This window comes from Brevundimonas sp., from assembly GCF_046299535.1.
Classification (GTDB): domain Bacteria; phylum Pseudomonadota; class Alphaproteobacteria; order Caulobacterales; family Caulobacteraceae; genus Brevundimonas.
This window is the reverse complement of sequence record NZ_JBKBIB010000005.1, coordinates 126,987-147,511: the sequence shown is the minus strand read 5'-3', so window position 1 is coordinate 147,511 and position 20,525 is coordinate 126,987. Positions and strand designations below refer to the sequence as shown.

Here is a 20,525-nt window from a genome sequence, read left to right as displayed (position 1 = left end):
ATGCCGCTTGAGATCCAATCCGTCTCCAAAAGCTTCGACCGTTTCGCCGCGCTGAAGGACGTGAGCCTGAAGGCCGAGGACGGCGAGTTTCTGGCCCTGCTTGGCCCGTCGGGATCGGGCAAGACGACGCTTCTGCGCATCCTCGCCGGGCTCGAGACGCCCGACGCGGGACAGGTCAGTTTCGAGGGGCAGGACTTCCTGTCCCAGACCCCGCGCCAGCGCCGCGTCGGTCTGGTGTTCCAGCACTACGCCCTGTTCCGCCACATGACCGTGGCCCGCAACATCGCCTTCGGGCTGAAGGTCCGGTCGCGCCGCGAGCGCCCGTCGAAGGCCGACATAAACGCGCGCGTGCGCGAGCTGTTGAAGCTGGTTCAGCTGGAGGATCTGGGCGGGCGCTATCCGGCCCAGTTGTCGGGCGGCCAACGCCAGCGTGTCGCCCTGGCCCGCGCCTTGGCCATCGAGCCGCGCATCCTGTTGCTGGACGAGCCCTTCGGAGCCCTGGACGCCAAGGTGCGCCGGGAATTGCGCCGCTGGCTGCGACACATCCATGACGAGACCGGCGTCACCACTGTCTTCGTCACCCATGACCAGGAGGAGGCCATCGACCTGGCCGACCGGGTGGCGATTCTCAAGGACGGGCAGCTGCAGCAGGTGGACACCCCCCAGGCGCTCTACGAGCGACCCGCGAACCCCTTCGTGCACGACTTCCTTGGCGCCTCGCTGGAGCTGGACGCGGAGGTAGCCGACGGCGAGGTGCGCGCTCACGGTTGGCGCGGCCCGGCCCCGGCCGATGCGATCCCGGGTCCGGCGCTTCTGTGTGTGCGCCCCGACACCCTTCAGCTGGCTGAGGACGGCCTGCAGGCGCGGGTGATCTCCATATCCGCTCGCGGGGCTCTCATGCGCGTGGAGTGCGAGATCGAGGGCCGCACCCTGGAGCTCGACCGCCCGTCCGACGACTCTCTGACGGCTGTTAAACCGGGCGCATCCGTGCGCCTGTCGCCCGCCCGTTTCCACCTCTATCCCCGCTAGGACCAGACGCCTGCACGACACCGCATGCCCAAAAATCCTATCTATTTAGTAGATAAAGGAGCGCATTCATGATCCCCTATCCCGCACCGATCGTGCGAAGCGCCTCTGCGCTCACCCTGGCCGCGTCCCTGACCGTAGCCACGCCCGCCCTTGCCCAGGACGCGTCGTCATGGACCCTGCAGCAGGCGCTGGGCGATCCGGAGCGCCTGACCGTCAGCGGCGACATCCGCGCGCGCTACGAAAGCCTCAGCGACCAGTTCCGCGCCGGCCTGACGGGCTCGGACCAGCTGTTCAGCCTGCGCACGCAGCTTCGCGCCGAACTGGACCTGGCCCCCGCCGCCCTCGTGATCGAGGTGCTGGATGCGCGTGGCTGGGGCGCGGATGCGGGATCGTCCATCACCAACTCCGAGATCAACACCTTCGACGTGCTGCAGGCCCATGTGCGTTTCGATACGCCGAACCTGTTCGCCGACGGCGCAGAGACGTCGACGCGCGTCGGACGGTTCAAGCTGGACTTCGGCTCGCGGCGTCTGGTGGGCTACGGCGGCTATCCCAACGCCAGCACCACCTTCACCGGCGCGGCCGTGGACTGGGAGCGAGGCGACCATCAGTTTTCCGCCTTCTACACCCTGCCGGTGAACCGCCTGCCGTCGGACCAGGCCTCCCTGCTCGACAATCGCCACGACTGGGACGACCAGACCACGGACTTGCGCTTCTGGGGCGTCTTCTATGGCCGCGAAGGCTTGCCGGGCGGAGCGGCGCTGGAAGCCTATGTCTTTGGCCTCGAGGAACAGGACGGCCGGCGCCAGACGCGCGACCGCGACATCGTCACCCTCGGGGGGCGCCTGCACCGCGCCCCCCGGGCCGGCGCCTGGGACTTTGAAATCGAGGGCGGCTGGCAGACCGGGGAGGCGCGCGCCTCCACGGCCGCCGCCGACGTGACGGATCTGGACGTGCGCGCCCATTATCTGCACGCCGAGGTGGGCTATCGTTTCGACGCGCCCTGGTCGCCGCGCGTGTCGCTGGAGTACGATCTGGGCAGCGGCGACAGCGACCCGACCGATGATGAGTACAACCGCTTCGACAGCCTGTTCGGCCCGCGCGGTCCCGACTTCGGTCCCACCAGCCTGTTCGGCCCGCTCAGCCGGTCCAACATCAGCTCGCCCGGCGTTCGGGTCGAGGTGGCGCCCAGCAGCCGCTGGGACGGTTTCGCCTTCTACCGCGCCGTGTGGCTGGACGAGGCCCGAGACGCCTTCGCCAGCACCGGGGTGCGCGACGCCTCCGGAGCTTCGGGCCGCTTCGCCGGCCATCAGCTGGAGCTCAAGAGCCGCTACTGGCTGCAGCCCCGCGTCTGGCGGCTGGAGCTGACCGGGGGCGCCCTGATCCGGGGTGGATTCCTCGACGACGCCCCCAACGCCAACGATGAGGGCGACAGCCTCTATGGCGGCATCGATCTGACCCGGAGTTTCTAGGCCACCGACCCGGCGGCGCCCTCCGGCGCGCAACAGAGAGCAAGGTTACATGCAAAGTTTCGCGGTCATCGGCGCCGGATTCAGCGGACTGCTGACGGCCATTCATCTGCTCAGGTCGCCGCAGACCCAGGTCACCCTGATCGAGCGCTCCACCTCCTTCGCCACGGGCGCCGCCTACGCCACAGGCAACCCGGACCACCTGCTGAACGTGCGGCTGGGCAACATGAGCGCCTTTCCGGACCAGCCGAACCATCTCATCGAGTGGCTGGCGACCCACAGCCAGTGGACGTTGCGGGACGGCTTCATCACGCGGGGTGTCTATGGCGAGTATCTGCGCAGCCTTCTGGCGGAGGCCATGGCCAATGAGGGTTCGGGAGATCGCCTGACCCTGCTGCGCGGCGAAGCCGTCGATCTCGCGCCCCGACCGGGCGGCTGGTCCGTGGTGCTGGATGACGGCTTCAAGGTCGAGGCGGACTCGGCGGTGCTCGCCCTGGGCAATATCGAGCCCATGACGCCGCCCGGCATAACCCCGGCGCTCGAGGAGACCTGGCGCTATGTAGGCGACCCCTGGCGAGCCGCAGCCAGCCTGCCGTCCTCAGCCCATCGGGTGCTGATGATCGGGTCCGGCCTGACCATGGTCGACGTGGCCATGAGCCTTCGAATGCAGGGACGCAAACTCCTGTCGATCTCGCGCCGGGGCCTGTTGCCCCGCACCCATGGCGCGGCGCCTGACGTGTCTGAATCCGCGCAGTACGCAGGTAGCCCCATTCAGGTGCTGCGGCAGGCGCGTCGACAGGCGAGAACCCGGGAATGGCGTGACGTGGTGGACGAGGTTCGCCGCTCGGCCCGCGGTCTCTGGCGCGAATGGTCGCCTGGGGAACGCGCCAGCATTCTCCGCCACCTGCGCCCGCACTGGGACGTTCACCGCCATCGTCTGTCGACCATGGCCGCTGGACAGATCCACCAGATGATCGCCGCCGGCGACCTCGCCGTGCTCGCCGGGCGGGTCGTCAGCCTGGATCTGGAAGGGGATGCCGTGACCCTAACCTGGCGGCCGCGCGGCTCGCAACGGACCGCGACGCGGCGTCTGGACGCCGTCGTCAACTGTACAGGACCGCTCGGCGAGATCCGGCAAAGCCGGTCGCCCCTGATCCGCAATCTTCTGGCGCGAGAACTGGTCACCCCCGATCCCAATGGCCTCGGCATCCATGTCAACGAACGCTGCGAGCCGTTGACCAGTTCGGGCGAACCCACCCCGTCGCTTCACGCCGTCGGCCCGCTGACGAGGGGCACAGTCTGGGAGATCACCTCCGTCCCTGACCTGCGGATCCAGGCGGCCGAAGTCGCCGCACACGCAACGCGCAGGAAGCGCGCTTGATATCGTTGGAAAGCCCGCTTGCGGGCACTTCTGAGATGTCGGCTTGTGGCGCATCTCGTCAGTGGAAATCCCTTGAGCCCGGCAGCATGCGCAGGTCGCGGGGGTGCTGGGGATGGAGGAACTCGTCGGCGCCGGAGAGCTGCAGCACCGGCTCGTGATCCGGCGACAGACGGTTGAGGTCGGCGGAGCGGTCGTAAAGGCGATCGGCCATCAGGTGGACCACGCCCTCGACGCTCTTCTCCACCACGCCCTCGACGCCCAGCAGCCGCGCGCCCATGACCACGCGGCGATAGGTCTCGAAGGTGCGCACCCACAGGACCAGATTGGTGACGCCGGTCTCGTCCTCCAGGGTGATGAAGATGGCCTTGCCGTTCCCGGGCCGCTGACGCACCAGCACGATGCCGGCGGTGCGCACCCGCGAACCGGACCGCTTGGCCTCCACCTGGGCGCAGGTGAGGAATCCTTCCTTCGCGAACACCGGGCGCAGGACGGCCATGGGGTGCGCCTTCAACGACAGGCGCGTGGTCTGGTAGTCGGCGGCCACATGTTCGCTGAGGGCCATGGCGGGCAGGGCGGCGTCCGGCTCTTCGCCCAGCTCACGGGTGTTCGCGGCGGCGAACAGGGGCAGGGCGTCGTCGTCGGGCAGGCGGCGCACCGCCCACAGGGCCTCGCGCCGGTCCAGACCCATGGAGCGGAAGGCGTCGGCGTCGGCCAGCTTGCGCAGCGCCGCCACGGGCAGGCGGGCGCGGCGCATCAGACCTTCGACGCCGTCGAACGGGCGGGTCCGCGCGGCCGCCAAAGCTTCGGCCCACTCCTTCCGGAACCCGTCGATCTGGCGCAGGCCCAGACGCAGGGACAAGGCGTCGGCCGGGCCCTCCAGGGTGTTGTCCCAGAGCGAATGGTTAACATCGATCACCCGCACCTCGACCCCGTGCTCGCGGGCGTCGCGCACGATCTGGGCCGGGGCGTAGAAGCCCATGGGCTGGCTGTTCAGCAGGGCGGCGGCGAAGGCGGCCGGGTGACGACATTTGATGTAGCTGGACACATAGACCAGCCGGGCGAAGCTGGCGGCGTGGCTTTCCGGAAACCCGTAGGAGCCGAAACCCTTGATCTGCTCGAAGCAGCGCCGGGCGAAGTCGGGAGCATAGCCGCGCGCGATCATCCGCCCCACCATGCGGTCCTCGTAGGTGTGCAGCGTCCCGTCGCCCCGGAAGGTCCCCATGGCCTTTCGCAGGCCGTTGGCCTCGCGGTCGCTGAACTCGGCGGCGACCATGGCCACTTTCATGGCCTGCTCCTGAAACAGGGGCACGCCCAGGGTCCGATGCAGGATGGTCTTCAGCTCGTCCGGGTCATGGGGCGGCGCCGGGCTGGCGTAGACCACGTCTTCCTGACCCTTGCGGCGGCGCAGATAGGGATGGACCATGTCGCCCTGGATGGGGCCGGGCCGCACGATGGCCACCTGGATCACCAGATCATAGAAGGCGCGGGGCCGCAGGCGCGGCAGCATGTTGATCTGGGCCCGGCTCTCCACCTGGAACACCCCGATGGAGTCGCCCCGGCACAGCATGTCGTAGACGTCCGGCTGTTCGGCCGGCACCGAGGCCAGGTCGTGGTCCACGCCCTCGTGCGCCTTCATCAGGTCCAGCGCCTTGCGAATGCAGGTCAGCATGCCCAGCGCCAGCACATCGACCTTCATCAGGCCCAGCTCGTCGATGTCGTCCTTGTCCCATTCGATGAAGGTGCGGTCGGCCATGGCCGCATTGCCGATGGGGACCAGTTCGTCCAGCCGCCCGCGCGTCAGGATGAAGCCGCCCACGTGCTGCGACAGGTGGCGGGGGAACCCGAGAATGCGCGCGGCCATGTCCACGGCGCGCCGGATCATGGGGTTGGCCGGGTCCATGCCCGCCTGTTCGATCTGGGCGTCAGGGATGGACGAACCCCAGCCGCCCCACTGGGTGGAGGCCAGGCGCGCGGTGACGTCCTCGGTCAGGCCCAGGGCCTTGCCCACCTCGCGGATGGCGCTGCGGGGGCGGTAGCGGATGACGGTGGCGGCGATGCCGGCGCGCTCGCGGCCATAGGTCTCATAGATGTGCTGGATGATCTCCTCGCGCCGCTCGTGCTCGAAATCCACGTCGATGTCGGGCGGTTCGTTGCGGTCCGCCGACATGAAGCGCTCGAACAGCAGGTCGTGGTGGACCGGATCGACGCTGGTGATGCCCAGCACATAGCAGACCGCCGAGTTGGCGGCCGAGCCGCGCCCCTGACACAGGATGCCCTTGTCCTCGGCCACCCGCACGATGTCGTGGATGGTCAGGAAATAGGGCGCCAGATCCCGCTCGGCGATATAGGCCAGCTCCTTGTGGATCAGGGCCATGACCTTGTCGGGCGCGCCGTCCGGATAGCGCATCGGCAGGCGGCGGTTCACCAAGGTCTCCAGCCAGCCCTGCGGCGTCTTTCCCGGCGGTATGGGCTCCTCGGGGTATTCGTAGCGAAGCGCGGTCAGGTCGAACGCGGAGCGGGCCAGCAGGATCTGGGTCTCCGCCAGGGCGTCCGGCGCGTCGGCGAAAAGGCGGGCCATTTCCTCGGGGGGCTTCAGATGGCGCTCGGCGTTGGCCAGCAGGCGCCGCCCCGCCTGATCGATGGTCACACCCTCGCGGATGCAGGTCAGGACATCCTGAAGGTCCCGCGACTCCGGGGCATGATAGAGCACGTCGTTCATGGCCAGCAGGGGCGTGCCCGCGCCCTCGGCCAGCGCCCTCAGCCGCGCCAGCCGCCGCCGGTCGTCGCCCCGCCGGTGCATGGCCGCGCCCAGCCAAACCGCGCTGGGCCGCACCGCGTTCAGGCGGGCCAGAAGGTCGGGCAGGGCGTCCATGTTCTGGTCGGGCACGGCGATGAGCAGCAGCCCGTCCGGGTCCGCCAGCAGATCGGTCAGATGCAGCAGGCACGCGCCCTTTTTCGCCCGGCGCGAACCCAGGGTCAGCAGCCGCGTCAGCCGTCCCCATCCGGCCCGGTCCTCGGGATAGGCGACGATGTCCGGCGTCCCGTCCGCGAACACCAGCCGCGCCCCGGTGAGCAGGCGGAAACCCTGCGCCCGCTCCCGGATAGCCTCCGCCAGATCGGGCGAGGCCTCATCCTCCACGAAGATCACCTCGCCGGGCGAGCCGCCGGTGCGGACCTTTTCGGGCGCCCCGCCGTGCTCTCTGAGCTGCTTCAGCGCGCTCCACGCCCGCACCACCCCCGCGACGGTGTTGCGGTCCGCCAACCCCAGCCCCGTGTGGTCGCGCAGCACGGCGGTCAGCACCAGGTCCTTGGGATGCGAGGCGCCGCGCAGGAACGAGAAGTTGCTGGCCGCGATCAGCTCGGCATAGGGGACGCTCATGCGAACAGCCCGTGCACGTACCAGCGCGGCGGCGGGTCTTCGCCATAGCCGCCGGCGCGGAACAGCCAGAAGCGGCGGCCCTCCTCGTCCTCGACCCGGTAATAGTCGCGCACCCGGTGGCGGGGGGCGCGCCACCACTCGGCCTCGATGCGCTCGGGGCCTTCGGCGCGGATGACCCGGTGGGTGGCGCGCCGCCACTGGAACCGGGCGGGCGGGCTGTCGGGCGCCAGGGCCACGGCCTCCACCGGCTGGGGCGGATCGAACAGGTGCAGCGGCCGCAGCGGCGGCGAGTCCGGATCGGGGGCGGGCCAGTCCTCGCCGAGCGGCGCCGCCTGGGCGGGCGCCAGCCGGCTGGATCGCTCCGGCAGGTGCGAGGCCACGGGCGTGACGCGCAGCACCGCCTCGGGCCCCAGCCGCGCGCTCAACTGGTCGATCAGGGCGTCCAGGGCCTCGCCGCCGTGGGGACGCTGGTCGAAGGCGATCTGCCGGGCCGCGACGGCGCGCAGCTGTTCGGCGCCCAGACGCAGGTGGTCGAAGCCGAAACCGGGATCCACCGGCCGGGCCAGCGCCGCCAGCCGCTCGCGGAACAGGCGCATGACCACCCCGGCCTCGCGCACGGGACGGGCGGTCTGCAGGGCGATGCGGCGGACGTGGCCGTCCAGGCGATACAGGCTCAGAACGAACCGGCGCGCGCCCTGACCCCGGGTCTCGAGCAGCTGTTCGGCGTCGGCCAGCAGGTCGGCGATGACGGCGTGCACGGCGTCCAGATCGGCGATCGGTTCAGCCAGCACCCGGTCGGCGGTGACCGGCGCCGGCGGACGGTGCGGCGTGATGCGCACATCCACCCGGCCCATCACCCGGTCCAGCCGGTCGGGGAAGTCGGCGCCGAACCGGGCGGCCAGCGGCGCGCGCGGGCGGTCGTCCAGATCGCCGAGGGTCTTCAAGCCCGCCCGCCGGATCGCCTGATGATCGCGCGGAGCCAGTTCCATGGCCGCCACCGGCAGGCGCCGCGCAAGGGCAGCGTCCTGCCCCTCCGGCGCGATGCCGCCCGGACCGAACCGGGCCAGGGCGCGGGCGGTCTGGGGCGTGCGGGCCAACGCCAGCCGGACCTGCAGCCCGAGGCGCTCGGCCCGGGCCCTGACCACCTTGACCATTCGCGCCTCCCCGCCGAACAGATGGGCGCAGCCGGTCACGTCCAGCATCAGGCCGTGGGGGGCGTCCAGCGCCGCCATGGGGGTGAAGCGGTCGAAATCCTCCAGCATCGCGCGCAGCAGTCGGGCGTCGGCCTCGCCGTCGTGGGGGATCGCCTCGATCCCGGGAACCCGCGCCTGGGCGTCGGCCAGGGTCATGCCGGGCGACAGCCCCAGCGACAGGGCGGCGGGGTTCGCCGCCGTCAGACGCAGCGCGCCCCGGTCCTTGTCCACCAGAACCACGGGATGCTCAGGCGGCGCGGGATCGGCCTGCGCCCGCCGCAGCCGGTCGGTCGGCAGGACGGGAAACCAGACCGCCAGATGCCGACGGCGTGACGAAGCGGCGCGTCTCACGATCCCACTCCAGGGTCCATTCGCCCGGCGGCGCGCCGGACCGGCTGCGCAACAGCCGCGCCCGAAAGGCCGGTCGTCCCGGCGCATTGGCGGCCAAGGGCGACGACGGGGCCGAGGCGATGGACCAGCGGGTCTCCGCCGCGCTGGGCGCCGGTTCCGCATTGGCCCGCACCAGCAGGCCCAGGGTCGACCCGCTGCGGGCCGCCATCATCAATCTTCGACTGGCGGTCAGGCCGTGGACCTTCGCCTCGCCCCAGCCGCTCATGATCACCGCGCCCACCGCGCCGCTGCGCAACGCCTCTTCGCCCGCCGCCAGCAGGGACGCGGCGTCGGACACACGCACGAGGATCAGGTCGCCCGGATCCAGGCCCCAGGCCGACAGCCCGGGGCCAAAGGGCTCCCCCATCTCGGATCGCCCTGTTGTCTGGAGGATCCACATGATCGCGCCCGCCGAAGCCCGGGACGCCAGACCCAGGGCGAACCCCTGCGCCGCCACGGCCTGACGGGGCGCCTCGGGCAGAACCTCGTGCACCGCATCCGCCCTGACCGTTCCCAAGCGCTCATCCAGCGCTTCCACACCGAGCCGAAAGGGCCGCACGGGCGCGCATGGCTTGGGCTCCAGGGCCAACAGCTGTCGACGCAGATGGGGAAGGGAAGGCGGCGGAGGCATGGATGTTCCTTATATGTTCCACCATATGCCTCTCCTTCAGCCATCAGAGTCAAGCGGAGGCTTTCAAGCGAGTTCCGGTCGCCGAGGATCGGGCTTGGGCCTTGAGAGCGCGTGGGGGGCACTTACGAACGCCAATGGTCGCTCCTGACGATAAGCGCCGATCAGGACTGGTGGCCACAAACTCTAGGCCTAATGGTCTATAGGTTGGTGCGAACACGTGGGCTGGAACTAGCGGCCCCGCAAAGTCTGCTCTGTGTTCATTGCGACGGGCCGGGGGGGGGACCGCCTAGTGGTGCATTGAGTTCGGCAACCACAACCGTACCTTCGGCTTTCGGGCCAAAACCGGCCCTGGAGTCGGTGTGTACCGGCGAAGAGGGCAGCGCTACCGCTTCGGCGGCCGGGCCTGGCGGCGTCGGGGTCAGGTAATGAGGCAGGCGATCCGAGCGGTCGGGATCGGGGCGGTGCAACCCACGCCGACCAACGCGCAGACGCATCGGCGAGCCGACGGCGCACATGTCGCCGACGAGTGGTCTCGCGCTGAGCCCCAGCGGACCCGCCGCAGTCGCCGAGAACCTTACTCCCCACAGGCGCGTGGTGGTGGTGCCACTTGGCGGCGGGAATGACGCCCAAGGTTTATCCTTGCATGAGTTAAGCGTCAAAAGTGCGATCGTTGCATGAAGGCTTCGTGAAGCGCCTTGCCCGCCTGTTAATACGAAAGAACATTTTCTCTTGATGGCCTTACGCTGGCTGTAATCGCGGGCGGTGGGATGTCATCGGGGTGTCCGCCCTAGAAGGGGATAGATCATGAATAAACTATCGAGCCGAGCCGGACTTCTGAGCTCCACCATTGTGGGCGGGATGACGCTGTCGCTGATCGTGGGAGCCGGGGCGGTCAACGCCCAGGATATGGCGCCCGACAGCGACGGTCTCGATAGGCCGACCGAGGTTCAGGAGATCGTTATCACCGGATCACGCATCCGGCGGGTCGAGACGACCACTTCGGCTCCGGTCAATGTCATTGACCAGGCGGTGATGAACGAGCGGGGATTCATCCAAGCCGGCCAGGCCCTGAACCAGAACACCTCGGTGATCCCGTCCGCGCCCCTGGCTGACGGCAGCGGCGCCGCTGCGGGCAGCGGGCGGCAGTATCCCAATCTGTTCGGTTTGGGCGCCGGACGCACGCTGACGCTGGTGAACGGGCGCCGTTTCGTCACTACCGGCGCCGGCACGGGCGACCGCGTCGTGGACACCAACGCCATCCCGGTGGGTCTGCTGGAGCGGGTGGACATCGTCCAGGCGGGCGGCGCGGCGGTGTACGGCTCGGACGCCATCGCCGGGGTTGTCAACTATGTGCTGCGTGACGACTTCGACGGCATGGAGTTCGATGTCCAGTACGGGTTGTCGTCGCGCAACGACTATCCGCAGCAGAGCGCCCGGTTCACCGTCGGCCGCAATTTTCTGGACGGCCGGGGCAATGTAGCGGGCAGCCTGGAGTGGTCGGAGACCGATTCCCTGCTCAGCTATGATCGTCCGATCTCGGACCTAGCGCGCCTGACCACCAGCAATCCGGCGAACACAAGCGAGACGGACGGCATTCCGGCCCTTCGCGAGATCTTCAACGCCCGCTTCTGGCCGTTCAACTACAATGGCGTGATTTATACGACTCCCGCGCCTTCACCGGCTCTACTGTTGCGCATTGACGGGGCGCCGACTCAGTTCGCCGCCGACGGGCGCAGCGTCGTGTCCTACGACACCGGCGAGGTGTTCGGGGTTCCCTTCGCCTCGGGAGGAGACGGTTGGGACTACCGGGAGATCGCCGCCCTCTATTCGGCCGTGGAGCGGGTCAACGCCAATCTCATCGGTCACTATGACCTGACGGACCGTGTCCGCCTGTCGGGAGAACTGATGTTCGCCTCGACCGAAGGCCGTGATCCCTATGGCTCCCAAGGGGGCAGCAACACGGTGCTGAACAATGCGGCGTCCGGTGCGGGCGTTCTCACCTTCACGCGCAACAATCCGTTCCTGTCGCCCGAGGCGCTGGCCCAGTTGACGGCCGCCAGCCCGGCCTTTGCGGCGGGCGCGCCCCTATTCCTGTCCAAGCAGTGGGCCGACGCCTTGCCGACACGCGAGTTCGTGCACACGACGGATATCTGGCGGGCCCGGGTGGGCCTTGACGGGGACTTCGACTGGGCGGACCGCAATTTCTACTGGAGCCTGTCCTACAGCCGGGCCGAGGTGGATGGCGAAACCGCCGGTTGGGCCGTCTGGACCCAGCGCATGCAGAATGCGGTCAATGCGGTCCAGAGCGGCGGGAACATCGTCTGCGCCATCAATGCCGACGCCGACCCCTCGAACGACGATCCAGCCTGTGTGCCCATCAATCCTTTCGGCGTGGGCACGGTCACGGACGAGATGCGGGACTATGTGGCGGTCCGCACGGGACAGACCTACGAGAACAGCCAGGATAATTTCCTCGCGACCCTGGGCGGCACGCTGTTCCAGCTTCCGGCCGGTCCCGCCAGCTTCTCGGCAGCCTATGAATATCGCCGGGAGTCCTCCGACTTCATCCCATCTGAAGCCGCCCAGCTGGGTCTTATCGGGTCAGGAACGGTTTCCGTGCCCAGCGGCGGATCCTACAATACAAACGAGTTCTCCGCCGAAGTGCTGGTGCCGATCCTGGGCGCCGGGTTCAACCTGCCGTTCGCGCAGAGCCTGGAGTTCGACGGCGCCTACCGCACGGTGGACAACTCGATCGCCGGCCGTGAGGACGTTTGGGGCGCCGGTCTGCGCTGGGGCGTGGTCGACGGCGTGACGTTCCGGATGTCCCGCAGCCGCAACTTCAGGGCGCCGACGCTGGACCAGCTGTTCGCGCCGTCGTCCACGACACTCGGCGCCATCGGCATTAACCCCTGCGACTCCGACCGCATCAACAGCGGGCCGAACCCGGCCGTGCGACGCTCCAATTGCGAGGCCCTGTTCGCGGCCAATCCGGCATGGGGCCCGCTGGATGGCTTCCAGGATCCGGGCGAGAACTTCAACGCGGTGATGATCACCTCGGGCGGCAATCCCGACCTGCGCAACGAGTTGTCGGACACCTTCACCTATGGCGTTATCCTGCAGCCGTCGTTCATTCCCGGGCTGACGATCGTCGCCGACCGGATCGAGGTGGATCTGAAGGACGGCCTGTCGGCCTTCCTGCCCCAGGACTTCCTGACCACCTGCTTTGACTCGGTCGAGCCGAGCGCGGTGTGCGACCAGTTCACCTTCAACGGCCAGGGGCATGTGGCGACCGCCAACTCCACCACCTTCAACGCCGGCAGGGTCCGATACGAAGGCGAGGTCTACAACGTCAACTATGTGTTCGGGCTGGATGACTGGTTCGCCGGGCGCGACTATGGCCGGGTCGAGCTGAACGCCGAGATCACCCACACGGCGCTGCTGGAGACCTCGGTCACCGGGTTCGACTATCTGCGCACCGACGGCACCACCCGGGCGCCGGACTGGGTCTCGCGTTACGACGTGCGCTGGTTGCGCGGGCCGCTGCGCCTCAGCTATTCGATGTCCTACCTGCCGAAAGCCAAGGTGAACCTGTTCGACACCATCGAGTCCACGCCGGTGCCGGACATCGACCGCAACATGCGGCACAACCTGTCGGGGCAGTATGATTTCGGCGAGGTCACCTTGCGCGCCGGGGTGATCAACCTGACCGACGAGGAGCCGTCGTATCCGACCCGGAACTATGGCGATATCCTGGGACGTCAGTACTTCGTCGGACTGAACGCCCGCTTCTAGGATAGAGCAGGGGCGGCGCCCTGCGCGCCGCCCTGTCGCTGTCGTCCGAACGCCCTGGAGTCCATCATGCCCTTCAGTCCGCTCAGCCGCAGAACCGTCCTGACCGGACTGGCCGTGTCCGGTGGCGTGGGGGCGGTGAGGGCGCAGGCGGCGATTCCTACGCCGGTTCACTTCGTCACTCGGCATGAGGGCCGCTTCAACGGCCGCACCGTGCGCTACACGGCCACGGTGGGGGAAACCCGGATCACCGCAGCGCCGGAGCGGCCGGCCGCCCGGTTCGTGACCACCGCCTATGTGGCCGAGCCCCGCGACCCGGCGCGGCCGGTGCTGTTTCTGTTCAACGGCGGACCCATCGTGGCCTCGTCTTATCTGCATATCGGCGCCTTCGGTCCCCGGCGCTACGATCCGCCGCGGGACGTGACCGCCGATGTGGTCCCGCCCTACGCCCTGGTGGACAACGCCGACTGTCCGCTGGACGTGGCCGATCTGGTGTTCGTCGATCCGCCGGAGACGGGGTTCAGCCGTCTGGAGGACGAGGCAGCGAGGGGAGAGGCCTATTCGGATCGCGCCGATTCCCTGATGACTACCGAGTTCATTCAGGTCTGGTTGGGGACGGCCGGTCGCGAGACCTCGCCGGTCCATCTGGTGGGCGAGAGCTACGGCACCTTGCGCGCGGCGCTGACGGCCGGGCTGCTCAGCGAGACGCGTCCGCTGGAGGGGCTGGTGTTGCTGGGCCAGGCTCTGAACATGATCGAGACCAGCCAGCGGTCGCGCAACATCCTCTCCTACGCCACGAACCTGCCGAGCCTCACCGCGGTCGCCTGGCATCACGGGCGCATAGCCCGCGATGGGGGTCTGGCAGCGCGGATCGAGGAGTCCTGGGCCTTCGCCATGACGGACTATCTGGACGCGCTTCGGCGAGGAAACGCGCTCCCCGCCGCTGAAAGCCGCGCCATGGCGGCGCGGCTGGAAGCTCTGACCGGCATCGGGCGCGATTACTACCTCGCCAATCGGCTGACGATCACCAAGGTCGCCTTCACCCGCGAACTGCTCCGCGATCAGGGGCTCATCCTGGCCATGTACGACGCCCGGTACGCCGCCCCGGCGCCGGCGGCCGGTGGGCCCGCGACGGACCCCTACGGCAAGGTCAACGCCATGATCCCGCCTCTGCTGGCGCGGCACATGACCGAGACGCTGGGTGTGACCCTGCCCATGGCGGACTACCGCGCCTCGGCGCCGCGTCCGGGGCCGTGGGCCTATGCGCCGTCGTCGGGCGCAGGCGGGCCCTTCGACGACTACAACTATGACCGGGGCGTGGAGCAGGCTATGGCGGCCAATCCGCGTTTTCGCCTGATGATCGGCACCGGGGTCTTCGACACCACCACCACCCTGGGCCCGGCCCGGTATCTGGCCGATCAGGCCGCCTATTCGCGCGAGCGCATCGTGCTGCGGGAATATGAGGGCGGCCACATGGCCTACAGCAATCCCGACGCCCGCACCGCCATGGCCCAGGATCTGCGGGCCTTCGTGGCGTGGCCGCGTTCGTCGACGTAGCGTTCAAGGAGTTGTCGTAATGCTGAAGTCGATGTGGATCGCGGGCCTCGCCCTGACGATGGCGCTGTCGTTCACGACCGCCCGCGCCGGGGAGCCGGAGGCCGTCGGCCCGGAGCTGCGGGTGCTGTTGGCGCCGCGCATGGCGGCCGACGCCGTGGCCGTTGTGGACGTGCAGGTAACGCTGGAGGCGCCGGACGCCGCCCAGGGCGATGTCCTGATCGAGCTGCCGCTGATCCGGGCCATGGCGCCGTCGGCCCTGCAGGACTCCAGCGCCCTGTCGGCTTCGGACGACCGGGGACCGCTGGCCCTGACGGTGGACGAGGATCCGGTTGATCCCACAGGGTTCCGGCAGGATCGACGCTGGCGGGTGCAGCGGGCGACCGTGGGCGATGTGGTGGTCCACTATCAAGCTACGCCGCGCGAGATCACCCCCGCCACACGGCCCGGCCCGCTCTTTGACATGCGCGGCGAAGGGCAGGGCTTTCACGGCTCCGGCGCCGTGATCATCGCCTTGCCGCCGGAGGGCTGGCCCCGGCCGGTGCGCATCGACTGGGATCTTTCCGATATGCCCGAAGGGGCGCGTGGCGCGAACAGCCTGGGCGAGGGATCCATTCAGGCCGTCGTTCCTAAACATGGCGTGGCCGGCAGCTATTTCATGGCCGGGACGCTGCACAGCCTGCCCGGGGACGGCCGCGGCGCCTTCGTGGGCTACTGGATCACCCCGCCCGCATTCGACCTCGAGAACGCGCTGGGCCGGATCGAGGCCGCCTATGGGCGGTTCTCCACCTTCTTCGGTGATGAGGCGGCGCCCTTCCGGGTCTTCATGCGCACCACGCCCGCCTTCGCTGGCGGCGGATCGGGCGGGTACAACTCATTCATGTTCGGCAATGTGGAGGGACAGACGCGCGAGGAGGCCGAGGTCCTGGGCCTGCTGGCCCATGAGACCCTGCACAACTGGCTGAACGGCCTGGGCGAGGAGACCAGCCAGTGGTGGTCCGAAGGCACGACCACCTACTACACCGAGGTGCTGTCCTATCGCGCCGGACTGACCAGCCTGGATCAGTTCCAGACGGCCATGAACGACCTGGCCCGATCCTACTACACCAACCCGCGCAGCAACCTGCCCAACGACGAGGTGACGCGGCTGTTCTTCTCGGACGGCGACGCCCAACTGGTGCCCTACCAGCGCGGGCCGATCTATTTCGCCCAGGTGGACGCCCGCATGCGCGCCGCCTCGAATGGCGAGAAGCGGGTCGATGATCTGGTGCTGGCCCTGCTGGACGCCCGGCGCACAGGCGGGGACTACAGCCGCGCGGGCTGGGTCGCGCTGTTGCGGCGCGAACTGGGCGAGGCCGGCGTCGCCGAGTTCGAGACCATGATGGCCGGCCGTCCCATGGACCTGCCCGGTAATCTGCTGGGCCCCTGTTTCGAGCGGGAGGCCGCCACCCTGCGGCGCTTCGAGCCGGGCTTCCGCGTGGAGCACGACGGGCGCGTGACACGTCTGCTGCCCGAGGGCCATGGGGCGCGGGCCGGCGTGCGCGACGGCGACCGTCTGGCGGATCCCGACGCGCTGGAGGCGCTGGAGGCCGCCGGGCCGGGCGAGGCGACCCTGGCGCTGGTCCGTGACGGGCAGGCGGTAAGCATCACCTTCGAGCCGTGGGGCCCGGCGCGGCAGGGCTATCGCTGGGTGCGGAACGACACGCCCGAGCAGGCCTGCGGCATCTGAGGGCGCTTCAGCGCGCGCCGCGGACCGGCAGGAAGGTGGAGCGCTTCATCTCGGACAGGGCCACGGTGGAGTTGATGTCGACCACGCCCGGCAGCTTCAGGATCTGCGTGAATATGAACTCCTGATACCAGCGGATGTCAGGCGCGATGACCTTGATCATGGCGTCCCGCTCGCCGAGGATCGAATAGCATTCGACGATCTCGGGCGTGGCTTCGATGGCGGCCAGGAACTTGTCGCGCTCGTCCTCGGTCAGGTGCTTGATCTTGAGCTGGGCGAAGACGTGCAGCTGGAAGCCCATCTTCTCGGCGTCGAGGATGGCCACCTGGGCCTGGATGTAGCCCTCGTCCTTCAGACGCTGGATGCGGCGCCAGCACGGAGACTGGGACAGGCCCACCCGCTCCGCCAGTTCAGACGTGGAAATGGAGCAGTCGCGCTGAAGCTGCTCCAGAATTTTCACGTCGATTGCGTCAAGATCGTTCGGCATTGATCACTCACAAACCGTCCCTAAATCCGCATTGTCTATTCATGCATGGAAGGTTTGGCGGTGGCAAACGCAAAGATTCTTCCGACTGATCGCGGATATCATGCGGTTCGTGGGGGCGACTGTCGCGCCCTTTGATGATTCAGGCCGAGGATGCCACCGACCTCCACCCCAGCATCCCTGACGCGGACTGATCCCGTAGCGGAGCGCCCGGACGCGCCGCTTTACGTCCCTTCAAGCTACAGCGCCTGGACCCGCGATCTCTATCGGCGGATGCCCTTGCCCAGGGGCTCGCTGCTCGTCTTTGAAAGCACGGTGCAGGAGCCGGTGGACCTGCTGGCCGGTCTGGTGAGCCGGGCGTTCGCGGGCGGCCCGCCGGACCGCTTCGAGAGCGTTTTCGGGCGCGGAAACCCCCATCTCCTCGCGGCGCTCGCGGCTCGCTACGGCGTCGCGGAGCGTTCCATCCTGGCCGTCACCGGCGTTTCGAACGGCATGGCCCAGGTCCTGAACACCCTCGTGTCGCCGGGGGATCATGTGCTGGTGGAGCGGCCCGGTTTCGACGTCCTCTCCAGCCTCGCCCATGCGGCCTGGTGTCAGGTGACGGACCTCAGGCGTCCGGCCCCGGACTTCGACCTGACAGCGGCCGACCTGCGGGCGGTGCTGCGCCCGGACATCCGCATGGTGGTGATCAGCAATCTCCACAATCCGTCCGGCCGCTTGCTGGACGAGACGCGGGTGCTGGAGCTAGCCGCGGTCGCGGCCGAGGCGGGCGCCTGGCTGGTTGTGGACGAGGTCTATGCGGATTTCGCACGCGCCGATGCGATCCGCCTGCAGGCCGCGCCCAACCTCATCCGCATCAACAGCCTGAGCAAGGTGTTCGGCCTCTATGCCCTCCGCTGCGGCTGGATCATCGCCGATCCCGAGGTGATCGCGCGGATCACCGCCACCAACGGCGGACTGGAGTTCGGCGTCTCCAAGCTGACCCATGCGGTGGCCGCGATGGTGCTGGAAGACAGCGAACCCTTCGAGGACCACTGGCGCGGGGTGCTGGCGGCGGGACGGCCAGTGCTGGCGCGGCACATGGCGGCCATGGCGGCCGACGGTCTGATCGAGGGCGAAGCCCCGCCGTTCGGCTGCATGGCCTTCCCGCGTGTGCTGGGCCACCCCGACACCCTGGCCCTCGCCGAGGCGCTCTGGCGCGAGGACGGTCTGGTCACGGCGCCGGGCGAGATGTTCGGCCATGCGGGACACATGCGTCTGGGCTTCGGCCTGTCGCCCGCCGCCCTTGATGAAGGCCTGTCGCGGTTGCACGAAAGCCTGCGCCGCAGGCGAGCAGCTTCGCCAGAAGGATGAGAGCATGACCCGATCAGATCCAGAGGCACGACCGTTCGCACGCGGCGCGAGACTGCTTGGGCGGTTGGCCATGGTCTGGACGGCATGGGTTCTGGTGTCGATGACGACGTCGGTGGCGGAGCCCGTCAGCTACCTGGTGATCTCAGGAGGCGAGCCGGTCGGCTGGATGCTGGTGGATCTGGACGGCCGAACGGTCGAGATCGACTATCACGTGGACAACAACGGGCGCGGGCCGAAGCATCAGGAACGGCTGGAACTGGACGCGGACGGCTATCCGGTGCTGTGGACCATCGACGGCACCTCGCTGTTCGGCGGGGCGGTCAATGAACGGTTCGAACGCAGCGACGGGCGGCTGAGCTGGACCAGCCAGGCCGACGCCGGCCAGGCGCCGGCGCCCGAGCCGGTGCTGTATGTGGCCAATGACGCCAGTCCGTGGAGTCTCGCGCTCTACGCGCAGGTGCTGCGCGGGGCGCCCGGGCAGGCGCTGGACGTGAAGCCGGGCGGCCGGATCACCCTGACCGAGGTGCGACGCGCGGCCGTGGGCGACAGCGGCGTCGAGGGGACCATCTATCGCCTGACCGGACTGAACCTGGCGCCGGGCTATGTGATGCTGGATGACCAGAACGCGCTGATCGGCGATCTGGGCGGCGTTATTCGCGAAGATCTGGCCGAGGAGGCGCCGACGCTGAGGGCCCTTCACGCCGACCTGGAAAGCGAGCGCATAAGCGAACTACAGACGCGCTTGGCGCGCCGGTTCGATGCGCCCGTGCGGATACGCAATGTCCGGATTTTCGATCCTGAGTCCGGCGCCCTGTCGCCTCTGTCCGAAGTGACGGTGTTTGATGAGCGGATCACCACCATCCTGCCCGAGACGGATGCTCGGGCGCGTGATGACGCCTACGAGATCGATGGAGAGGGCGGCACGCTGATCCCCGGCCTGCATGACATGCACGCCCACAACTCGCTGCAGAGCGGTCTGTTCTATCTGGCGGCAGGGGTGACCACGACCCGCGACATGGGCAACGACAATGAGCGGCTGCTGGATCTGACCGACCAGATCGAGCAGGGGCTGCTGCCGGGGCCGCGCATCGTGCGCAACGGCATGCTGGAAGGCCGCAGTCCCCATTCCGTGCGCACCGGCATTCTGGCCGACAGTCTGGACGACGCATTGGAAGCCGTGCGCTGGTACGCCGACCAGGGCTACTGGCAGCTGAAGATCTACAACTCGCTGCATCCGGAGTGGGTTGGGCCGGTGACGGCCGAGGCGCATCGGCTGGGGTTGGGCGTCACGGGGCACATCCCGGCCTTCGTCACGCCGGATCAGGCGCTGGAGGCGGGCTATGACGAGATCGCGCACATCAATCAGCTGATGCTGGGCTGGCTGCTGGAGCCGGGCGAGGACTCCCGCACGCCCCTTCGCCTCACCGCTATGGCGCGGGGCGCGAATCTGGACCTGAACAGCGCCCCGGTGCAGCGGACGATCGACTTGATGGTGGCCGAGAACGCCGCCCTGGACGTCACGGCCGTCACCCTCGAGACCCTGATGACGAGCCGGGCGGGACAGGTCCCCGCCATGGCCGAGGCCTTCATCGACAACATGCCGATCGGCTATCAGCGCTATCGCCGACGCGCCTTCGTGGACATTGACACGCCGGAAGCGGACGCCGCCTACCGGGGTGGATTCCAGAAAATCCTCGAGACCATCGCGCGCCTGCATGACGCCGGGATCGTGCTTCTGCCCGGCACCGACGACACCCTGGGCCTGACCGTCCACCGGGAGCTGGAGCTCTACGTGCTGGCGGGGCTGAGCCCGGCCGAAGCCCTGACGGCGGGGACCCTGACCCCCGAACGCTACATGGGCCGCGATCAGTCGCTGGGTCGCATCGCGCGCGGCATGCTGGCCGACTTCTTTCTGGTTCCGGGCGACCCCACCCGGGACATCAACGCCATCCGCGCGATCCGCATGGTGATGAAGGACGGGGTCGTCTATCTTCCCAGTGAAATCTATCCCGAGCTGGGCATCCGCCCCTTCGTGAACGGGGTCCATATCCAGCCGCCGCGCACGCCGTCCGAGGGCGGACAAGCCGATGCAACCGACGCGCCCGTCCTGTTCGGGTCACAGGGCATGGATCACCATCACCACTGAC

General features: G+C 68.6%; 12 protein-coding genes. 8 read left to right on the top strand and 4 right to left on the bottom strand.

What is annotated here, in order from left to right; genetic code table 11:
• From ACK4FB_RS05690 to ACK4FB_RS05680, 3 genes are all read left to right on the top strand, one after another.
• Positions 1–1,029 (top strand): sulfate/molybdate ABC transporter ATP-binding protein, encoded by a 1,029-nt coding sequence (locus ACK4FB_RS05690; RefSeq protein WP_409748944.1) that lies wholly within the window; start codon positions 1–3, stop codon positions 1,027–1,029.
• A gap of 68 nt (positions 1,030–1,097) precedes the next feature.
• A complete protein-coding gene (locus tag ACK4FB_RS05685) occupies positions 1,098–2,501 on the top strand; it encodes an alginate export family protein (RefSeq protein WP_409748942.1) in 1,404 nt (467 codons plus the stop codon).
• A gap of 49 nt (positions 2,502–2,550) precedes the next feature.
• On the top strand, positions 2,551–3,879 hold the full coding sequence (locus tag ACK4FB_RS05680; RefSeq protein ID WP_409748939.1) for an FAD/NAD(P)-binding protein: 1,329 nt from the start codon (positions 2,551–2,553) through the stop codon (positions 3,877–3,879).
• Positions 3,880–3,937: 58 nt separating this feature from the next.
• On the opposite strand, the gene ACK4FB_RS05675 is transcribed toward ACK4FB_RS05680, so the two are convergent.
• The 3 genes from ACK4FB_RS05675 to ACK4FB_RS05665 are packed head-to-tail and all read right to left on the bottom strand — an operon-like array spanning position 3,938 to position 9,358.
• Positions 3,938–7,258: an error-prone DNA polymerase gene (locus tag ACK4FB_RS05675; protein ID WP_409748936.1), complete on the bottom strand. Its 3,321-nt coding sequence runs from the start codon at positions 7,256–7,258 to the stop codon at positions 3,938–3,940.
• Positions 7,255–8,802, bottom strand: coding sequence for a Y-family DNA polymerase (locus ACK4FB_RS05670; protein WP_409748933.1), 1,548 nt, complete (start codon positions 8,800–8,802; stop codon positions 7,255–7,257). Before ACK4FB_RS05670 ends, ACK4FB_RS05675 begins: the two co-directional genes overlap by 4 nt.
• Complete coding sequence (locus ACK4FB_RS05665) at positions 8,699–9,358, bottom strand: ImuA family protein (protein ID WP_409748930.1); 660 nt, start codon at positions 9,356–9,358, stop codon at positions 8,699–8,701. The genes ACK4FB_RS05670 and ACK4FB_RS05665 overlap by 104 nt, the downstream gene beginning before the upstream one ends.
• Before the next feature lie 918 nt (positions 9,359–10,276).
• On the opposite strand from ACK4FB_RS05665, the gene ACK4FB_RS05660 reads away from it, so the two are divergent.
• The 3 genes from ACK4FB_RS05660 to ACK4FB_RS05650 all read left to right on the top strand — a co-directional run bounded on the left by ACK4FB_RS05660 (position 10,277) and on the right by ACK4FB_RS05650 (position 16,544).
• A complete protein-coding gene (locus tag ACK4FB_RS05660; RefSeq protein WP_409748927.1) occupies positions 10,277–13,264 on the top strand; it encodes a TonB-dependent receptor domain-containing protein in 2,988 nt (995 codons plus the stop codon).
• A gap of 66 nt (positions 13,265–13,330) precedes the next feature.
• Positions 13,331–14,818 (top strand): S10 family peptidase, encoded by a 1,488-nt coding sequence (locus ACK4FB_RS05655; RefSeq protein ID WP_409748924.1) that lies wholly within the window; start codon positions 13,331–13,333, stop codon positions 14,816–14,818.
• 19 nt (positions 14,819–14,837) lie between these two features.
• The gene (locus tag ACK4FB_RS05650) at positions 14,838–16,544 is read left to right on the top strand and encodes a hypothetical protein (RefSeq protein ID WP_409748921.1); all 1,707 of its coding nucleotides are present in this window, start codon (positions 14,838–14,840) and stop codon (positions 16,542–16,544) included.
• A 7-nt stretch (positions 16,545–16,551) separates the two neighbouring features.
• Here the strand turns inward: ACK4FB_RS05650 and ACK4FB_RS05645 are convergent, their stop codons facing one another.
• Positions 16,552–17,028 carry an Lrp/AsnC family transcriptional regulator gene (locus ACK4FB_RS05645; protein WP_409748918.1) on the bottom strand — a complete coding sequence of 159 codons (477 nt, stop codon included), beginning with the start codon at positions 17,026–17,028 and terminating at the stop codon, positions 16,552–16,554.
• A gap of 276 nt (positions 17,029–17,304) precedes the next feature.
• On the opposite strand from ACK4FB_RS05645, the gene ACK4FB_RS05640 reads away from it, so the two are divergent.
• Together ACK4FB_RS05640 and ACK4FB_RS05635 are read left to right on the top strand one after the other, a co-directional pair.
• Positions 17,305–18,378 carry a pyridoxal phosphate-dependent aminotransferase gene (locus ACK4FB_RS05640; protein WP_409748915.1) on the top strand — a complete coding sequence of 358 codons (1,074 nt, stop codon included), beginning with the start codon at positions 17,305–17,307 and terminating at the stop codon, positions 18,376–18,378.
• 4 nt (positions 18,379–18,382) lie between these two features.
• Positions 18,383–20,524: an amidohydrolase family protein gene (locus ACK4FB_RS05635; RefSeq protein WP_409748912.1), complete on the top strand. Its 2,142-nt coding sequence runs from the start codon at positions 18,383–18,385 to the stop codon at positions 20,522–20,524.
• Position 20,525: the final 1 nt, after the last annotated feature.

Excerpts from the sequence above, each read along its gene's own strand:
- ACK4FB_RS05690 (WP_409748944.1), top strand. The coding sequence starts at position 1 with ATGCCGCTTGAGATCCAATCCGTCTCCAAAAGCTTCGACCGTTTCGCC.
- ACK4FB_RS05685 (WP_409748942.1), top strand. The coding sequence starts at position 1,098 with ATGATCCCCTATCCCGCACCGATCGTGCGAAGCGCCTCTGCGCTCACC.
- ACK4FB_RS05680 (WP_409748939.1), top strand. The coding sequence starts at position 2,551 with ATGCAAAGTTTCGCGGTCATCGGCGCCGGATTCAGCGGACTGCTGACG.
- ACK4FB_RS05675 (WP_409748936.1), bottom strand. The coding sequence starts at position 7,258 with ATGAGCGTCCCCTATGCCGAGCTGATCGCGGCCAGCAACTTCTCGTTC.
- ACK4FB_RS05660 (WP_409748927.1), top strand. The coding sequence starts at position 10,277 with ATGAATAAACTATCGAGCCGAGCCGGACTTCTGAGCTCCACCATTGTG.
- ACK4FB_RS05655 (WP_409748924.1), top strand. The coding sequence starts at position 13,331 with ATGCCCTTCAGTCCGCTCAGCCGCAGAACCGTCCTGACCGGACTGGCC.
- ACK4FB_RS05650 (WP_409748921.1), top strand. The coding sequence starts at position 14,838 with ATGCTGAAGTCGATGTGGATCGCGGGCCTCGCCCTGACGATGGCGCTG.
- ACK4FB_RS05645 (WP_409748918.1), bottom strand. The coding sequence starts at position 17,028 with ATGCCGAACGATCTTGACGCAATCGACGTGAAAATTCTGGAGCAGCTT.
- ACK4FB_RS05635 (WP_409748912.1), top strand. The coding sequence starts at position 18,383 with ATGACCCGATCAGATCCAGAGGCACGACCGTTCGCACGCGGCGCGAGA.